The 17,393-nt window shown below is 72.2% G+C and carries 16 protein-coding genes; 1 reads left to right on the forward strand and 15 read right to left on the reverse strand.

What is annotated here, in order from left to right; genetic code table 11:
• Positions 1 to 551: 551 nt before the first annotated feature.
• The 11 genes from aroQ to rpsD all read right to left on the reverse strand — a co-directional run bounded on the left by aroQ (position 552) and on the right by rpsD (position 11,667).
• On the reverse strand, positions 552 to 992 hold the full coding sequence (gene aroQ, locus B7R87_RS04095) for a type II 3-dehydroquinate dehydratase (protein WP_006350343.1): 441 nt from the start codon (positions 990 to 992) through the stop codon (positions 552 to 554).
• A complete protein-coding gene (gene aroB, locus B7R87_RS04100) occupies positions 989 to 2,080 on the reverse strand; it encodes a 3-dehydroquinate synthase (protein ID WP_006350342.1) in 1,092 nt (363 codons plus the stop codon). The genes aroQ and aroB overlap by 4 nt, the downstream gene beginning before the upstream one ends.
• Positions 2,077 to 2,598 carry a shikimate kinase gene (locus B7R87_RS04105; protein ID WP_006350341.1) on the reverse strand — a complete coding sequence of 174 codons (522 nt, stop codon included), beginning with the start codon at positions 2,596 to 2,598 and terminating at the stop codon, positions 2,077 to 2,079. Before B7R87_RS04105 ends, aroB begins: the two co-directional genes overlap by 4 nt.
• Positions 2,595 to 3,779: a chorismate synthase gene (aroC, locus tag B7R87_RS04110; protein ID WP_006350340.1), complete on the reverse strand. Its 1,185-nt coding sequence runs from the start codon at positions 3,777 to 3,779 to the stop codon at positions 2,595 to 2,597. Before aroC ends, B7R87_RS04105 begins: the two co-directional genes overlap by 4 nt.
• A 159-nt stretch (positions 3,780 to 3,938) precedes the next feature.
• Complete coding sequence (locus B7R87_RS04115; protein WP_045853152.1) at positions 3,939 to 4,808, reverse strand: shikimate dehydrogenase; 870 nt, start codon at positions 4,806 to 4,808, stop codon at positions 3,939 to 3,941.
• A gap of 14 nt (positions 4,809 to 4,822) precedes the next feature.
• Positions 4,823 to 6,787, reverse strand: coding sequence for an endolytic transglycosylase MltG (gene mltG / locus B7R87_RS04120; protein ID WP_006350338.1), 1,965 nt, complete (start codon positions 6,785 to 6,787; stop codon positions 4,823 to 4,825).
• 108 nt (positions 6,788 to 6,895) lie between these two features.
• Entirely contained in the window at positions 6,896 to 7,360 is a 465-nt protein-coding gene (gene ruvX, locus B7R87_RS04125; RefSeq protein WP_006350337.1) for a Holliday junction resolvase RuvX, read from the reverse strand.
• Entirely contained in the window at positions 7,357 to 10,026 is a 2,670-nt protein-coding gene (gene alaS, locus B7R87_RS04130; protein WP_006350336.1) for an alanine--tRNA ligase, read from the reverse strand. Before alaS ends, ruvX begins: the two co-directional genes overlap by 4 nt.
• Positions 10,026 to 10,373: a DUF6167 family protein gene (locus B7R87_RS04135; RefSeq protein WP_006350335.1), complete on the reverse strand. Its 348-nt coding sequence runs from the start codon at positions 10,371 to 10,373 to the stop codon at positions 10,026 to 10,028. The genes alaS and B7R87_RS04135 overlap by 1 nt, the downstream gene beginning before the upstream one ends.
• 6 nt (positions 10,374 to 10,379) lie before the next feature.
• Positions 10,380 to 10,841 carry a DUF948 domain-containing protein gene (locus B7R87_RS04140; protein ID WP_006350334.1) on the reverse strand — a complete coding sequence of 154 codons (462 nt, stop codon included), beginning with the start codon at positions 10,839 to 10,841 and terminating at the stop codon, positions 10,380 to 10,382.
• A gap of 211 nt (positions 10,842 to 11,052) precedes the next feature.
• Positions 11,053 to 11,667 carry a 30S ribosomal protein S4 gene (gene rpsD / locus B7R87_RS04145; RefSeq protein WP_006350333.1) on the reverse strand — a complete coding sequence of 205 codons (615 nt, stop codon included), beginning with the start codon at positions 11,665 to 11,667 and terminating at the stop codon, positions 11,053 to 11,055.
• 191 nt (positions 11,668 to 11,858) lie between these two features.
• Here rpsD and B7R87_RS04150 point away from each other — a divergent pair, with 191 nt between their 5' ends.
• Positions 11,859 to 12,566, forward strand: a complete 708-nt coding sequence (locus tag B7R87_RS04150; RefSeq protein WP_040916838.1) for a hypothetical protein — start codon at positions 11,859 to 11,861, stop codon at positions 12,564 to 12,566.
• A gap of 34 nt (positions 12,567 to 12,600) precedes the next feature.
• Here the strand turns inward: B7R87_RS04150 and B7R87_RS04155 are convergent, their stop codons facing one another.
• From B7R87_RS04155 to B7R87_RS04170, 4 genes are all read right to left on the reverse strand, one after another.
• Positions 12,601 to 13,950, reverse strand: coding sequence for a replication-associated recombination protein A (locus B7R87_RS04155; RefSeq protein WP_006350331.1), 1,350 nt, complete (start codon positions 13,948 to 13,950; stop codon positions 12,601 to 12,603).
• 89 nt (positions 13,951 to 14,039) lie between these two features.
• On the reverse strand, positions 14,040 to 14,681 hold the full coding sequence (locus B7R87_RS04160) for a vitamin K epoxide reductase family protein (protein ID WP_006350330.1): 642 nt from the start codon (positions 14,679 to 14,681) through the stop codon (positions 14,040 to 14,042).
• A 472-nt stretch (positions 14,682 to 15,153) separates the two neighbouring features.
• The gene (hisS, locus tag B7R87_RS04165; protein ID WP_006350329.1) at positions 15,154 to 16,416 is read right to left on the reverse strand and encodes a histidine--tRNA ligase; all 1,263 of its coding nucleotides are present in this window, start codon (positions 16,414 to 16,416) and stop codon (positions 15,154 to 15,156) included.
• Between the two features lie 13 nt (positions 16,417 to 16,429).
• Positions 16,430 to 17,137, reverse strand: coding sequence for an MBL fold metallo-hydrolase (locus B7R87_RS04170; RefSeq protein WP_006350328.1), 708 nt, complete (start codon positions 17,135 to 17,137; stop codon positions 16,430 to 16,432).
• Positions 17,138 to 17,393: the final 256 nt, after the last annotated feature.

Below are 17,393 nucleotides of genomic sequence, written 5' to 3' on the forward strand. Positions count from 1 at the left end.
GTGCGACTCCGTCTCGTTCGCTTCGTACGGCGGTCGTTCCCCGCCCCTGCCGAGGAACGGTACCTCCCCGCACCGCGGAAGCCCCCTCCTGCGGGACACCACGGGCTGCTTGACCGCAGGGGACAGGCCGGGGTGTCGTGGGAGGGGGGTGCAGGGTCGCCCCCGCAGCCGGTGGCGACCAGCAGGACGCGCTTCGGGGCGGTGCACCGCCGCCGGCGAGGAGGTGAGCCCGGAGGCCACCGACCTACCCGCACCGGAAAAGGCCCCGGGCCTACCCCACGGAGCAACGCGACCCGACCACCGCAGGGCCCGAACCCGCAGGGACGGGAAAGAACGGGTCCACAGGGGCGCTGGGGGTACCTCCCACGCCGCCAGGCGTAGGTGGGGGTACCTCCCACGCCGCCAGGCGTAGGTGGGGGTACCTCCCACGCCGCCAGGCGTAGGGGGAGGAACTGCGCGACCAGCCACCCACGGCCCGCGGCCGGGCCCCGGCACAAGCCACCCACGGCGGCACCCCGCCCCCAGGCCCCCCAGCGGGAGGCGACCCCGCGCTAGGGGGCCAGTTCCTCCGCCAGCGCCCGCAGCGCCAGCCGGTAGGACCCGAGGCCGAAGCCCGCGATCGTGGCGGTGGCGACGGCGGCGACGACCGAGGTGTGCCGGAACGCCTCCCGTGCGTACGGGTTGGAGATGTGGACTTCGATCAGGGGTGCCGTCTTCTGTGCCGCCGCGTCCCTCATGGCGTACGAGTAGTGCGTGAACGCGCCGGGGTTCAGCACCACCGGAATCGCCCCGTCCGCCGCCTCGTGGAGCCAGCGGATCAGTTCGGCTTCGTCGTTGGTCTCGCGGACGTCGACGTCGAGACCGAGCTGCTCGCCGAGGGTGCGGCAGGTGTCCACCAGTCCCGCGTAGGACGTGGCGCCGTAGACGTCGGGCTCCCGGGAGCCGAGGCGGCCGAGGTTGGGGCCGTTGAGGACGAGTACCCGGCGGCTCATGACGACACTTCCCCGTAGGCGGCGAGCAGCAGTGCCGGGTCGGGTCCTTCCAGGACGTTCGGCTTGCCGAGTCCGTCGAGGACGATGAACCGGAGCAGGTTGCCGCGGGACTTCTTGTCGACCTTCATGGTCTCCAGCAGCCGGGGCCACTGGTCGCCGCGGTAGGTGAGGGGCAGGCCGACGGACTGGAGGACGGCCGCGTGCCGGTCGGCCGTGGCGTCGTCGAGCCGTCCGGCGAGCCGGCCCAGTTCGGCGGCGAACACCATGCCGACCGAGACGGCCGCGCCGTGGCGCCACTTGTAGCGCTCGTTCTTCTCGATGGCGTGGGCGAGGGTGTGGCCGTAGTTGAGGATCTCGCGGCGGCCGGATTCCTTGAGGTCGCCGGAGACGACGTCGGCCTTGACCCGGATGGACCGTTCGATCAGCTCGGCGGTGTGCGGTCCGGCAGGGGTCCGCGCGGCCTCCGGGTCGGACTCGATCAGTTCGAGGATCGCCGGATCCGCGATGAAGCCCGCCTTGATGATCTCGGCGAGGCCGCTGACGTAGTCGTGGACGGGCAGGGATTCCAGTGCGGCGAGGTCGCAGAGCACGCCCGCGGGCGGGTGGAAGGCGCCCACGAGGTTCTTGCCTTCGGCGGTGTTGATGCCGGTCTTGCCGCCGACGGCGGCGTCGACCATGCCGAGGACCGTCGTCGGCACGGCGATCCAGCGGACCCCGCGCAGCCAGGTGGCGGCGACGAAGCCGGCGAGGTCGGTGGTGGCGCCGCCGCCGACTCCGACGATCACATCGGTGCGGGTGAAGCCGGACTGTCCGAGCGCCTTCCAGCAGTAGGCGGCGACCTCTGCGGTCTTGGCCTCTTCCGCGTTGGGCACCTGGACGGCGACGACCTCGTACCCCTGGGCCTTGAGGTCTTCCGCGATCGCATCGCCGGTGCCTTCGAGCGCCTCCGGGTGGAGCACGGCGACCCTCTGGGCCCGCCCGATCAGTCCGGGCAGCTCGTCGAGGAGCTGCCGGCCGACGAGGACGTCGTACGGGGCGGTGCCCTCGGTGCCGCCGACCCGGATCCGGGTCACTGCCTGCTCGGTCATGCGGGGTAGTCCTTCAGCTCCAGGGCGTCGAGGATCGCGGCGGCGACCTCGTCGGGGGTGCGGTCGTCGGTGGCCACGACGGCCCGCGCCACCTCGGTGTAGAGGGGGCGCCGGGCGTCCATCAGCTCGCGCCACTGGCGGCGGGGGTTGACGGCGAGCAGCGGCCGGGCCTGGTTCAGCCCGGTGCGCCGGACGGCTTCGTCGACCTCCAGGGAGAGGTAGACGACGGGCAGTCCGGAGAGGAGCGCGCGGGTGGTGGAGTCGAGGATCGCACCGCCGCCGAGGGCGAGCACCCCGCTGTGGACGGCGAGGGCTTCCCGGACCGCGGCCCGCTCCAGTTCGCGGAAGTGCGGTTCGCCGTCCTCGATGAAGATGTCGGAGATCTCCCGGCCCTCGGCGGTGACGATGTCCGCGTCGGTGTCGCGGTAGGGGACGCCGAGGCGCCGGGCCAGTACCTCCCCCACCGTGGACTTGCCGGAGCCCATGGGCCCGACCAGGACGATCAGCGGGGCGCTCACCGGATGTGCAGGTTGTCGAGGTAGGAGCGGACGTTGCGGCGGGTCTCGGCGACGTTGTCGCCGCCGAACTTCTCGGCGACCGCGTCGGCGAGCACCAGGGCGACCATGGCTTCGGCGACGATCCCGGCGGCGGGGACGGCGGCGACGTCGGAGCGCTGGTGGTGCGCGGAGGCGGCCTCGCCGGTGGTGATGTCGACGGTGGCGAGGGCCTTGGGGACGGTCGCGATGGGCTTCATCGCGGCGCGCACCCGGAGCAGCTCGCCGGTGGACATGCCGCCTTCGGTGCCGCCGGAGCGGCCGGAGGTGCGGCGCAGTCCGTCGGCGGTGGCGACGATCTCGTCGTGGGCCTGGGAGCCGGGGACCCGGGCGAGGTCGAAGCCGTCTCCGAGTTCGACGCCCTTGATGGCCTGGATGCCCATGAGCGCGGCGGCGAGCCGGGCGTCGAGGCGGCGGTCCCAGTGGACGTGGGAGCCGAGTCCGACGGGGACGTCGTACGCGAGCACCTCGACGACTCCGCCGAGGGTGTCGCCGTCCTTGTGGGCCTGGTCGATCTCGGCGACCATCGCCTTGCTGGCGTCGGCGTCCAGGCAGCGCACCGGGTCGGCGTCGAGCCGCTCGACGTCGGCGGGGGTCGGGTAGACGCCCTTGGGGGCCTTGGCGGCGCCGAATTCGACGACGTGGGAGACGATCTCGATGCCCGCGGTCTCCTTGAGGTAGGAGCGGGCGACGGCGCCGAGGGCGACGCGGGCGGCGGTCTCGCGGGCGCTGGCGCGCTCCAGGATCGGCCGGGCCTCTTCGAGGCCGTACTTCTGCATTCCCGCGAGGTCGGCGTGGCCGGGCCGGGGGCGGGTCAGGGGTGCGTTACGGGCGAGCGCGGCCAGCTCGTCGGGGTCGACGGGGTCGGCCGCCATGACCTTCTCCCATTTGGGCCACTCGCTGTTGCCGACCATGATCGCGACCGGGGAGCCGAGGGTGAGCCCGTGCCGGACCCCGCCGATGAAGGTGATCTCGTCGCGCTCGAACTTCATCCGCGCGCCGCGGCCGTAGCCCAGGCGCCGGCGGGCGAGGTGGTCGGCCACCAGCTCCGTGGTGACCGGGACACCGGCGGGAAGTCCCTCCAGCGTCGCCACCAGTGCGGGTCCGTGCGATTCCCCCGCGGTCAGCCAACGCAACCTGCTCAACGGTGCTCCTCATGCTCGCGCCTCGAACTGCGGGCCCGGCCGGGTGCGCGGCACCGGCCCGCCCGCCACCGATCCTCCCATGTCCCGGGGGCGGCTCCGTGCCCGGTCCAGCAGTCGGACTCCGGGCCGGGGCCGCGGGAAGACCGCCCAGGGCGCCGGTCAGCGGGCGCGGAGGGCCCGTTCGCCCGCTTCGCGCATCGCGGCGAGCGGTGCGGGACTGCGGCCGGTCATCTGCTCGACCTGGAGGACGGCCTGGTGGACGAGGAGGTCGAGACCGCCGACGACGGCCCCGCCGCGTTCGGCCCAGCCGGCGGCGAGCGGGGTGGGCCAGGGGTCGTAGAGGACGTCGAAGAGGGTGCCGGGCCGTTCGGGGACCCGGTCCGCGAGGGCGTCGGCGGCCCCGGCGGGGGTGGTGGCGATCACCAGCGGGGCGTCCAGGGCCGCGGCGGCCCGCTCCCAGTCCTCGGTGCGGACGTCCAGGCCGAGGCGCTCGCCCCAGCCGCGCATCTCGGCGGCCCGGGCCGGTCCGCGGACGTACGCGGTGACGGGGCCTTCGCAGATCCGGGCGAGCGCGGCGAGCGCGGACGCGGCGGTGGCTCCCGCGCCCAGGACGGCCGCGGACGGTACGGCGGTGACGCCCCGCTCGCGCAGGGCGGCGACCATTCCGGGGATATCGGTGTTGTCACCGGTGAGGCGGCCCTCGCCGTCGCGTACGACGGTGTTGACGGCCTCCACCGAGGCCGCGGTGGGGCTGATGCCGTCGAGCAGGGGGATGATCGCCCGCTTGAGCGGCATGGTCAGCGAGAGCCCGGCCCAGTCGGCGTCGAGACCGCGGACGAAGCCCGGGAGCGCCGTCTCGTCGATCTCGAAGCGGTCGTACGTCCACTCCGCGAGCCCCAGCGCCGTGTAGGCGGCGCGGTGCAGGACGGGCGAGAGCGAATGGGCGATCGGCGACCCCAGGACCGCCGCGCGCCGCTTCGCCGTACCGTCCGTACGGCCGTCCTCCGCACCGCCGCGTCCTGGGGTCACGCTGATCAAGCCGGTCACTCCTGGTTCTTCTTCAGCTCCGCCAGATACCGCTGGCGGGCCCGTTCGTGGTCCTCGTGGGTCACCGAGAACACCGTCTCGTCCTCGGTCACCGAGACGAAGTAGTACCAGTCGCCTTCCGCCGGGTTCAACGTGGAGTTGATGGCGGCCGTGCCCGGGTTGCCGATCGGTCCGGGCGGCAGCCCCGTGATGCTGTAGGTGTTGTACGGGTGCTTGAACTTCCGGACCTTGTTGACGCTGCCGATGGCGAGCTTGCTCTCGCCCCGGGCGTAGTTGACGGTGGAGTCGAAGTCGAGCAGGCCGTTGGTCTCGGTGTTGTCCGGCTTGAGCCGGTTGTAGACGACCCGGGCGACCTTGTCGAAGTCCTCCTTGTACTTGCCCTCGGCCTGCACCAGGCTGGCGACGGTGACGAGCTGGAGGGGGTTCTTCAGACCGAGTCCGGCGGCCTTCCCGACCACGTCGGCCTTGGTGTACTCCTCGTTGGCGCGGGCGACCATCTTCTTGAGGACGGCCTCGGGCTTCATGCCCTTGGCGGCGGGGTAGGAGGCCGGGAAGAGGAAGCCTTCCAGCGGATCCTGGATATCGGGTCCGCCCTTGGCCCAGGCGGGCAGTCCGAGCTTGCCGGACTGCTCCTTGGCCGTTGTGGCGGTGGTGCCCGCCTTGAGGCTGAGGCGTTTGTCGATCAGGGCGTAGATCTCGGCGTTCCGCTTGCCCTCGGGGATGATCATGTTGCTGCTGCTGCGCGGGTCGAGCATCGCCTTGACCGCGTTGGCGCCGGACATCTCCTTGGCGAGGGTGTAGACACCGGCCTGGATGCCCTTGGCACGCTGATTGCTGTTGGCGGCGGAGACGAAGGCCCCGGAGCTCTTGACGACGCCCTGCTGCTTCAGGATGCGGCCGATCTCCGCCAGTCCGGCGCCCTGGGGGATCTCGACGACGACGGAGCCGCTGCCGGCGCCGCTGTAGTCGGGGGCGGAGCCGAACTGGCCCTGCCAGAACTGGTAGCCGAAGTACGAGACGCCGCCGAGGCCGCTGAGCAGTACCGCGGAGACCACCAGGCAGGCGCAGCCGTTGCGGCTCTTCTTCTTGGGGCGGCCCCGGCGCTCGCCGTCGCCCGCTCCGTCGCCGCCGCGGCGGCGGGAGGTCCGGGAGGCGGCCGGATCGTCGTCGTCCGCGGCACTGTCGTCGCGGTCTTCGCCGTCACCGGTGAAGAAGGGGTGCTTCTCCTCCTCGGGGGCCTCGGCGTCCCAGGCCCCTTCCCGGGCCTCGGGCTCGGCGGGGCGCCGCCCGGGGGGCTGCGGCGGGGGGTAGGCGTCGGGGGTGGCGTAGTGGTCGGCCTCGGCGTGGTCCTGGTAGCCGGGGACGGGCCCGCTGTAGGTGTCGGCGGGGTTGGCGGCGTATCTGTCGCCGGGTGCGGCTCCGTAGGCGATCCCGGGGTCGGCCGGATGCGGCGCCTGCCCCTGCTGCGGGGCGTGCTGGTGGTGCGCCTGCTGCTGCGGCTCTCCGCCCTGGTGCTGCGGCTGGTGCGGGTGCCCGCCGTGGCCCTGGTGCGGGTACTGCGGGTCCTGCGGCTGCTGCTGGGAGTACGCTCCCCCGTCCCACTGGGCGTGCCCGCCCTGGGTGCCGTCGCCCGTGCCGTACGCCGGCTGCCCGCCGTCGTACTGCTGCTGGTGCTGCTGCTGGTCACCGGGGTGGTAGTACTGCCCGCCGGGTTGCTGCGGGTACTGCTGCTGGTACGGGTCGTGTACCTGCTGCTGGTTCTGCTGCTGGGCCTGCTGCTGGTACGGGTCCTGGACTCCGTAGGCCTGCTGCGGCCCGCCCGGGTGCTGCTGGTACTGCTGCTGACCGCCGGCGTAGGGATCATGGCCGGAAACGGACTGCGGTCCCTGCCCCTGGTCGCCGTAGAGCGGGTCGTCGGGGTGCCACGGTTCGGAGCCGGGGCCCCGGCCATACTCAGTCATTGATCCCCTAGGGCCGCGAGTCGGGCGGGTGTACGTCCCGCTGTACGGTTCAGTGCGGCAGCCGTTCGAATAAGCCGCCCGATGGCGCGGAACGTTACCGTATCGCGATCAGACAATCCCTTCGACGCTCTCACCGGGGGGTGCTCCCGACGCCCGTTCGGACTCCAGCGCGTTCTGGAGGATCACCACGGCGGCCGCCTGGTCGATGAAGGAACGGCCCTTTTTGGCCGTCACTCCCGCGGCCCGCAGACCCTGTCCGGCGGTGACCGTCGTCATCCGCTCGTCGACGAGCCGCACCGGTACGGGGGCGATGCCCCGCGCCAGCTCCCGGGCGAAGGTCCGGACCTTGCCCGCGGCCGGGCCCTCCTGCCCGTTGAGGGAGCGGGGCAGCCCGACGACGACCTCGATGGGTTCGTACTCCTCGACGAGTGCGCGCAGCCGCCGGTGGGCGGCCGGGACATCGCGTCCCGGCACGGTCTCCACCGGGGTGGCGAGGACCCCGTCGGGGTCGCACGAGGCGACCCCGATGCGGGCGTCCCCGACGTCGATCGCGAGGCGGCGTCCGCGTCTCACGAGACCTCGGCCACCAGGCGCTCGACGGCGGCGACGGCGTCGTCCACGGCGTCCGGGTTCTGGCCGCCGCCCTGGGCGACGTCCGGCTTTCCGCCGCCTCCGCCACCGAGGGTCTTGGCGGCGGTACGGACCAGCTCACCGGCCTTGAGCCCGCGCTCCCTGGCGGCCTCGTTGGTGGCGATGACGGTCAGCGGACGGCCGCCCGCGACCGCGAAGAGGGCGACGACGGCCGGCCGGTCGCCGGGGATCCGGCCACGGACGTCGAGGACCAGCTTGCGCAGGTCGTCGGCGGTGGTGCCGTCCGGCACCCGTCCGGTGACCAGGGCGGTGCCCCGGACGTCCTGGGCGCCCGCGGCGAGCCCGGCGGCGGCGGCCAGCACCTTCTCCGCGCGGAACTTCTCGATCTCCTTCTCGGCGTCCTTGAGCTTGGCGAGCATGCCGGAGATCTTCTCGGGCAGCTCCTCGGGACGGCCCTTGACCAGCTCCTGGAGCTGGGCGACGACCGTGTGCTCCCGGGCCAGGAAGTTGTAGGCGTCGACGCCCACCAGGGCCTCGATCCGGCGCACGCCGGAGCCGATGGAGGACTCCCCGAGCAGCTTCACCAGTCCGAGCTGGGAGGTGTTGCCGACATGCGTACCGCCGCACAGCTCCTTGGAGAAGTCACCGATGGTGACGACCCGGACCCGCTCGCCGTACTTCTCGCCGAACTCGGCGATGGCGCCGGCCTTCTTGGCCTCCTCCAGGCTCATGACCTCGGCCTGGACGTCCAGCTCGCGGGAGAGGACCTCGTTGATCCGCTGCTCGACGTCGGTGAGGACGGTGCCGGGGACGGCGGCCGGGGAGCCGAAGTCGAAGCGGAAGCGGCCCGGGGAGTTCTCGGAGCCGGCCTGGGCGGCGGTGGGGCCCAGGGCGTCGCGCAGGGCCTGGTGGGTGAGGTGGGTGGCGCTGTGGGCGCGGGCGATGGCCCGGCGCCGCCTGGCGTCGATGGCGGCGTGGGCGGAGGCGCCCACGGTGACCTCGCCGACCTGGACCGAACCCTTGTGCACGGAGACTCCGGGCACCGGCTGCTGGACGTCGCGGACCTCGATCACGGCGCCGGAGTCGAGCCGGATCCGGCCCTGGTCGGCCAGCTGGCCGCCGCCCTCGGCGTAGAACGGGGTGCGGTCGAGGACGACCTCGACCTCGTCGCCCTCGACGGCGGCGGGCGACGGTACGCCGTCGACGAGCAGACCGACGACGGTCGCCTCGCCCTCGTTGGTGACATAGCCGGTGAACTCGGTGGTGCCCGAGGTGTCGGCGACCTCACGGTAGGCGGAGAGGTCGGCGTGGCCCGTCTTCTTGGACCGGGCGTCGGCCTTGGCGCGCTCCCGCTGTTCCTTCATCAGGCGGCGGAAGCCCTCCTCGTCCACGGAGAGGCCCTGTTCGGCGGCCATCTCCAGGGTGAGGTCGATGGGGAAGCCCCAGGTGTCGTGGAGGAGGAACGCCTTGTCGCCGGCGAGGACGGCGGAACCGGCCTGCTTGGCCTCGGTCACGGCGCCGTCGAGGACGTTGGTGCCGGCGTTGAGGGTCTTGAGGAAGCGGGCCTCCTCGGCGAGGGCGACGGCCTCGATCCGGCTGCGGTCCGTGATCAGCTCGGGGTACTGCTGCCCCATGGTCCGGATGACCACGTCGGCCAGCGCGGCGACGACCGGGCCGGTGGCGCCGAGCAGGCGCATATTGCGGATGGCGCGGCGCATGATGCGGCGCAGCACATAGCCGCGGCCCTCGTTGCCGGGGGTGACACCGTCACCGATGAGCATCACCGAGGTGCGGATGTGGTCGGCGACCACGCGCAGGGAGACGTCGGACGTGTGCTCGGCGCCGTACCGCACACCGGTCAGCTCGGTGGCCTTGTCCATGACGACCCGGAGCGTGTCCGTCTCGTACATGTTCTGCACGCCCTGGAGGATCATGGCAAGCCGTTCGAGACCGAGGCCGGTGTCGATGTTCTTGGAGGGCAGCTCCCCGAGGATCGGGAAGTCCTCCTTGCCCTGGCCCGGGCCGCGCTCGTACTGCATGAAGACCAGGTTCCAGATCTCCACGTACCGCTCGTCGTTGACGGCGGGGCCGCCCTCCTCGCCGAACTCCGGACCGCGGTCGTAGTTGATCTCGGAGCAGGGGCCGCAGGGGCCGGGGACGCCCATCGACCAGAAGTTGGGGCCCATGCCGAGGCGCTGGATGCGCTCGGCGGGCACACCGATGACGTCGCGCCAGACCTGCTCGGCCTCGTCGTCCTCCTTGTAGACGGTGATCCACAGCTTCTCGGGGTCGAGGCCGTAGCCGCCCTTGTCCTGGGGCGCGGTGAGCAGCTCCCAGGCGTACTTGATGGCGCCTTCCTTGAAGTAGTCGCCGAAGGAGAAGTTGCCGCACATCTGGAAGAAGGTGCCGTGCCGGGTGGTCTTGCCGACCTCTTCGATGTCCGGGGTGCGGACGCACTTCTGCACGCTGGTGGCGCGCGGGGCGGGCGGGCGGCTCTCCCCGAGGAAGTACGGCTTGAACGGCACCATGCCCGCGTTGACCAGCAGCAGAGTCGGGTCGTCCGCGATGAGCGACGCGGAGGGCACGACGGTGTGCCCGCGCTCCTCGAAGAAGCTCAGCCAGCGGCGGCGGATCTCAGCCGACTCCATCAGTGGTCCTCATTCCGGTTGTACGAAGTGTGGGGGCGGTTCGGGTGGGCGGCGCGGGGGCCGCGGGCGGGGCCGCCGAGTGCGGGGCGGGCCCGCTGGGCGGGCAGTTCGGTACCGGGCGGCGTGCTGGTGCCCAGTGCCTCGCCCAACTCCTCCTCGCGCTGGATCATTCCGGCGCGGACGTCGAGGGCGAACTCCCGCAGCCGGTGGCCCGCGTCGACCGCGCGGCCCGCGGCCTGTGCGGCGAGGCTCTCGGGGGTGAGCTGCTGGATCTTGCGGTTGACCTTGGTGGTCGCCCAGACGCCTGCTGCGGCGCCCGCGGTGAACCAGAAGGTGCGGCGGAACATCGTGCCTCAGCCCTTTCCGCCCCAGCGGCCGCGCCCACCGCGCGCCGGGGGCACCGTACGTCCGACGACCACCGTGCGGGCGGCGCGACCGCGGCGCGGGGCGCGCTCCTCCCCTGCCTCGCCGGAGGTGCGGCCCATCGCCTTGCGCACGCCGTACCCGAAGGCGGCGACCTTGACCAGCGGGCCGCCGAAGGTGGAGGCGACCGTGGTGGAGAGTGCGGAGGCGTTGGAGGTGACCTCCTGGACGTCCGTGGCGATGGCGTCCACGCGGTCCAGCTGGGTCTGCGCGGAGCGCACGGTCGCGGAGGCGTCGGTGAGCAGGGGCACCGCCCGCTCGGTCACCTCGGTCACGAGCCGGGTGGTCGCCCTGAGCGTCTGGGCCAGCCTCACCAGCACCACGGCGAGGAAGGAGACCAGGATCGCCCAGAAGACGGCCACCAGGATCCCGGCCACCTCTCCACCGGTCACACTGCACCGCTTCCTGCTCGTCCGGTTGTCCCCCGGGGACCCGGGGATACGTCCTTCCGAGCCTATCGCGATCCCGGTGGGCCCCCTACCGCATTCCGGGGCCCCTCGGGTACGCGAAGGCCCGTCGTACTCCCGCCGCGAACGGCAGGGGTACGACGGGCCGGGCGCATGCCTGCACCGGGTGCCCGGGAGGCTTCCCGGGCGCGGTGGATCAGCGGGCGTAGTACTCGACGACGAGCTGCTCGTCGCAGATGACCGGGATTTCCTTGCGGTTCGGGTCGCGGTCCAGGCGGAACGCCAGCGCCTTCAGGTTGACCTGGAGGTAGCGCGGGGTCTCGCCGTCGGCGGCGAAGCCACCCTCACGCGCGACCTGGAACAGCGCCTTCTCACGGGAGCGCTCGCGCACCGTGATGACGTCGTCCGGGCGGACGCGGAACGACGGCTTGTCGACCTTGCCGCCGTTGACCTCGATGTGGCCGTGGACGACCATCTGACGGGCCTGGTAGATGGTGCGGGCGATGCCCGAACGCAGCACCAGGGCGTCCAGACGACGCTCCAGCTCGACGACCAGCGCCTCGCCGGTCTTGCCCTCGGCCTTGCGGGCGCGGTCGTAGGCGCGCGCCATCTGCCGCTCGCTGATGTCGTACTGAGCGCGCAGGCGCTGCTTCTCCATCAGACGGACCTTGTAGTCCGAGTTCTGCTTGCGGCCACGGCCGTGCTCGCCCGGCGGGTACGGACGGGCCTCGAAGTACTTGACGGCCTTCGGCGTCAGCGCAATACCGAGCGCACGGGACTTCTTGACCTTGGGACGCGACTGGTTAGGCACGTTCTCCAGACCTCCGATATAGGTTAGGTTAGGCTCACCTTACTCAAGGAGATCGCATGTCTCGCCCTGGGAACACCAAGCGCATCGCGGACAGCACAAAAGACGTCGACCCCGCTGCTGCGGGTGTCGAGGCGACGGAGGTCCGATCAGCTCATGGTCAGCCGCGTCCCAGCGGACTTGAATCCGCCCGGATGCCGTCAGCAGCCGAGCGCACACGAACTCTCGTACAGGGTACATGCTCCGCGGTGCTGCTCGTCACGGGCCTGGAGACCGCCCGTTCGGAGCAGCTCATGCCGTCCGCCCGCGCGGTGGGTCCCGACGGCGAGGTCTTCCTGCTGCTGCCGGCCGACTCCCCCGCCGTACGGGCCGCCGCCCACGCCCAGGACGACGAGCTCAGCGCCGTACTGGAGATCACCGATGTGGCGCCGGTCTCCGTCCCGCACCGGATCCGCGGCCGGGCCTGGGTCTCCGGCTGGCTGACCACGACGCCGGGGGCGGCCGATCCGGGCACCGCGATGCTGCGGCTGGAGGTCGGCGAGCTGCGGGTGGACGATCTGTGGGGCACCGCCCCGGTCGACCCCGACGACTTCGCGCGGGCCGATCCCGATCCGCTCGCCGGTCACGAGGCCGAACTGCTCCAGCATCTCCACGCGGCGCACGGACCGCAGATGCAGGAGCTGTGCGGACTGCTCGGGGAGCGCGCCGCCGCGCTGTCCGGTCCGGACGGCGAAGGGCCCGCGCCCCGGGCGATCCCGCTGGCCCTGGACCGCTTCGGGCTGCGGGTGCGGTTCGCCGGGAGCCACTGCTTCGACGCCCGCTTCGACTTCCCCGAGCCCGTACGCGATATCACCGGGCTGCGCCGGGCCATGCACACGCTCTTCGAGGCGGCCGCGCACTGAGTCCGCTCCCGGCGGATCCGGCGGCGGCCGCGGCTCAGCCGCCGCGCAGCCGCTCCCGCACCTTCTCCACCACGTCCGCGTAGCGGGCCTCGGCCCCGTACCGCGTGGGCTCGTAGTACCGCTTGCCGTGGAGGGCGTCCGGCGCGTACTGCTGGGCGGCGATGGCGCCGGGGACGTCGTGCGGATAGACATAGCCCTGGGCATGCCCCAGCGCCGCCGCCCCCTTGTAGTGGCCGTCCCGCAGATGGGCCGGTACGGAACCGGCAAGACCGGCCCGGACGTCGGCCAGCGCCGCCCCGATCGCCGTCGTCGCGGTGTTCGACTTGGGTGCCAGCGCCAGCGCGATCGTGGCATGGCTGAGGGTGAGCGCGGCCTCGGGGAACCCGATCATCGCCACGGCCTGGGCGGCGGCCACCGCCAGCGGCAGCGCGGTGGGGTCGGCCAGTCCGATGTCCTCGCTGGCCGAGATCATCAGCCGCCGGGCGATGAACCGGGGGTCCTCACCCGCGTCGATCATCCGGGCCAGATAGTGCAGCGCGGCGTCCACGTCCGATCCGCGGATGGATTTGATCAGCGCGCTCGCCACGTCGTAGTGCTGGTCGCCGTCGCGGTCGTAGGTCACCGCGGCCCGGTCCACCGTCTCCTCGACCGTGGCCAGGGTGATCTCCGCCTCACCCTTGTCGAGCGCGGCACCCGCGGCGGCCTCCAGAGCCGTCAGGGCCCGGCGCGCGTCACCGCCCGCGACCCGCAGCAGATGCGCCTCGGCGTCCTCGGGCAGCGTCACCGCACCGCCGAGCCCGCGCTCCTCCCCCAGCGCCCGCCGCAGCAGATCCCGCAGATCGTCGTCGGTCAGCGGCTCCAGCGTCAGCAGCAGCGAGCGGGAGAGCAGCGGGGAGATCACCGAGAAGTAGGGGTTCTCGGTGGTGGCGGCGATCAGGGTGACCCAGCGGTTCTCCACGGCGGGCAGCAGGGAGTCCTGCTGGGCCTTGGAGAAGCGGTGGATCTCGTCGAGGAAGAGGACGGTCTCCTTGCCGAAGCCGCCCGCCGCCCGGCGGGCGCCCTCGATCACCGCCCGCACCTCCTTGACGCCCGCGGTGATCGCCGACAGCTCGACGAAGCGCTTCTCGGTCGCCCGGGAGACCACGTACGCCAGGGTCGTCTTCCCGATGCCCGGCGGCCCCCAGAGGATCACCGACGAGGCACCGGCAGGGCTCCCCCCGCTCTCGCCCACGAGCCTGCGGAGCGGGGAGCCGGGCCGCAGCAGATGGCGCTGCCCGACGACCTCGTCGAGGGTGCGCGGACGCATCCGCACGGCGAGGGGGCCGGCGGACGGATCCTTCTCCAGTCGTTCTTCGGCGGCGGCGGTAAAGAGGTCGGGCTCCACACGGGAAGCCTATGCCAGACCACCGACAGCGCCCCCGGCCGGCCGAAGGCGCGGGCTGTCGGGGGCGCGGGCTGCGGGAGCGCAGGGGATCAGCTGGTCCAGAAGTCCCACCAGCGGGTCAGGATCAGCATGCCGATGATCCCGATCCACAGCACCGGCGGCATCCAGTGGAACTCCAGCAGACCGCTGCGCAGCCCCTCGGGCACCTTGACGAGCCGGTGCCGGACGTTGTGCACGGTGACGTAGCAGAACATCACGATCGTGGCGGCCCAGGCGAGGGAGCACCACAGGCAGAGCGAACCGATGTTGTACAGCGACTGGTACATCAGCCACATGCAGAAACCGGCGCCGAAGAGGGTGCCGGCGTTCAGCCCCAGCCAGTACCAGCGCTGGTAGCGGGCGCCCGCGAGCAGTCCGACGCCGATGGCGATCACCATGGAGTACGTGACCAGCCCCAGCATCGGGTTGGGGAAGCCGAAGACCGACGCCTGTTCGCTCTTCATGATGTTGCCGCAGGAGACCACCGGGTTGAGGCTGCACCCGGGGGTGAAGGACGGGTCCTCCAGCAGTTTGAACTTGTCGAGCGTGATCACCCAGGCGGCGAGCAGCCCCGCCGCGCCCGTGATGATCAGCAGCCAGGCAAAGGGGCGGCTGCCGCCGATCCCTTCCCGGGCACCGCCGGTCCCGGTCTCCTCGTCCGCGATCACGTCGTCCACCGCCACAGTCGCCATAAAGATCTCGCCGCTTCCCTCGCTCCGGGCCCGCTCGGGCACGCGTCATTGTGCCGCACGGTCCTGTGAGCCCGGCGTCCGGCGGACGGTACGACCGTCCCTCCGTCAGGGCCGGTCGTATCGGTCCACCGGCCCTGCGGCGGGGCCGGGGCCCGGACGGAACACGGGGTGCCCGGGACCGATCGCTGTCCGCGGCAAGGGGGCGGAAGGGCCCCGACCTGCGGATCCACCGGGGCGATACGGCCCGCGCGCCCGGCCGGGACGGTACGGGACCCGGCGTCACGGTGGGGGTGCCGAGGGCCCCGCAGCGGCGGGACGGGGGCGGGAGGGGGAGTTTCCGGTCCCGGTCCGGCGGCCGGAAACCGCCGTCGGCGGTCTCGAATCGGCGTCGTCCGGCCGGATGAGCCGGCTCCCGCCGCGTTGACGCCGGGAGCCGGTCACACCATGAAAAGGCCCGCCCGGAGGCCGGGGCTCAGGACAGACGGGCGCGGAGGACGTCGGTGACGTCCGACAGGGGGACGGGGGTCTGCTCGCCGGACTCCATGTCCTTGAGCTGGACATGGCCCTCGGCCAGATCCCGGTCACCGGCGACGATCGTGAAGCGCGCCCCGCTGCGGTTCGCTGCCTTCATCGAGCCCTTCAGCCCCCGGCCGCCGTACGAGAAGTCGGCGGCGATGCCCTCCTTGCGCAGCCGGGTCACCACACCGAACAGCACCCGGCGGGCCTCCTCGCCCACGGGGACCGCGTACACGCTGGTGGCGGGCGGGATGTCGAGGGTGACGCCCTCGGCCTCCAGCGCCAGCACCGTACGGTCCACCCCGAGGGCCCAGCCGACGGACGGCAGCGCGGGGCCGCCGATCATCTCGGAGAGGCCGTCGTAACGGCCGCCGCCGCCCACCGCGGACTGGGAGCCCAGACCGTCGTGGACGAACTCGAACGTGGTGCGGGTGTAGTAGTCGAGCCCGCGCACCAGCCGGTCGTCGTCCTCGAAGGCGACGCCCGCCTCCGCGAGCAGCTCCCGGACCTGCTTGTGGTAGGCCCGGCAGGCGTCGCAGAGGTGGTCCGCGAGCACCGGCGCCCCGGTGAGCTGCCGCTGCACCTCGGCGCGCTTGTCGTCGAGGACCCGCAGCGGGTTGATCTCGATCCGGCGGCGGGTCTCCTCGTCGAGGTCGAGACCGCGCAGGAAGGACTGGAGCGCCTCGCGGTAGACCGGCCGGCACTCCTTGTCTCCGAGGCTGTTGAGGAGGATGCGGAACTGGCGCAGCCCGAGGGAGCGGTACGCCTGGTCCGCCAGGATGATCAGCTCGGCGTCCAGCGCCGGGTCCTCGGCACCGATGGCCTCGGCACCGACCTGGGAGAAGTGGCGGTAGCGGCCCGCCTGGGGGCGCTCGTAGCGGTAGTACGAGCCCGAGTACCAGAGCTTCACGGGCAGCGCGCCCTGCTTGTGGAGGTTGGCCTCCAGCGCGGCCCGCAGGACCGACGCGGTGCCCTCGGGGCGCAGCGCCAGCCTGCTGCCGCCCTTGGTGGTGAGGGTGTACATCTCCTTGGTGACGATGTCGGTGGACTCACCGACACCGCGCGCGAAGAGTTCGACGTCCTCGAAGCCCGGGGTCTCGACATAGCCGTAGCCGGAGTTGCGCAGGGGCGCGGCGATCGCCTCGCGTACCGCGAGGAACGTCGCGGAGACGGGCGGCAGCAGGTCGTAGGTGCCCTTGGGGGCCTGGAAAGTACTCACGGCAGTTCTCTCGTCACATTCCTCGTCGGGGAGCTTCGCTGCTCCCCAGGCCGGCCGCCACGTCGCGCAGATACGGATTGGTGGCGCGCTCACGGCCGATGGTCGTCTGGGGGCCGTGTCCGGAGAGCACCACGGTCGAGTCGTCGAGCGGCAGGCAGACGCGTGCCAGCGATTCGAGCATCTCGGCGTGATCCCCGCCGGGCAGGTCGGTGCGTCCGATGGAGCCGGCGAACAGCAGATCGCCCGAGAAGAACACCGGCGGGACCTCACCGGCCTCGGGCAGCCCGAAGGTCACCGACCCCTTGGTATGGCCGGGCGCATGCGACACGGTCAGCTCCATACCGGCCAGGCTCAGCACCGAACCGTCGGTCAGCTCGTGCACGTCGGACGGCTCGCCCACGGTCAGCTCGCCCATCAGCTGCGTACCGAAGGAGCGGCCCAGCGCCTTCTCCGGGTCGCTCATCATGTAGCGGTCGGCCGGGTGGATCCACGCGGGCACGTCGTGCGCCCCGCAGACCGGGACCACCGAGGCCACATGGTCGATATGGCCGTGGGTGAGGACGACGGCGACGGGCTTCAGCCGGTGCTTGGCGACTGCCTCGGCCACACCGTCGGCGGCCTGGTGGCCGGGGTCGATGATCACGCACTCCTCGCCCGCGGCGGGGGCGACCAGATAGCAGTTGGTCCCCCAGGCCCCGGCCGGGAACCCGGCAATAAGCACGTATGTCCTCGCTGGATGGTCGGCGAAGTGGCCGGCGGAGTGCCGGACGGCACGGAATTGCGACAGGTCAGAGCCTACCGGCCCTGCTGCTCCCACAGCCAACCCGTATACGGTACGGGCACGCGCGGCACCAGGCTCGCGTGCCCGTACGGTGACCCGTGGAAGTACGGAACTACGGCAGTCCACGGCAGCCTGCGGCAATCACAGCACTCCGCGCAGCCCACACGACACCAGGGGTGCCGCGGACGGAGAAGGA

Origin of the sequence: Streptomyces tsukubensis (assembly GCF_003932715.1) — a bacterium.
Taxonomy (GTDB): Bacteria; Actinomycetota; Actinomycetes; order Streptomycetales; family Streptomycetaceae; genus Streptomyces; species Streptomyces tsukubensis.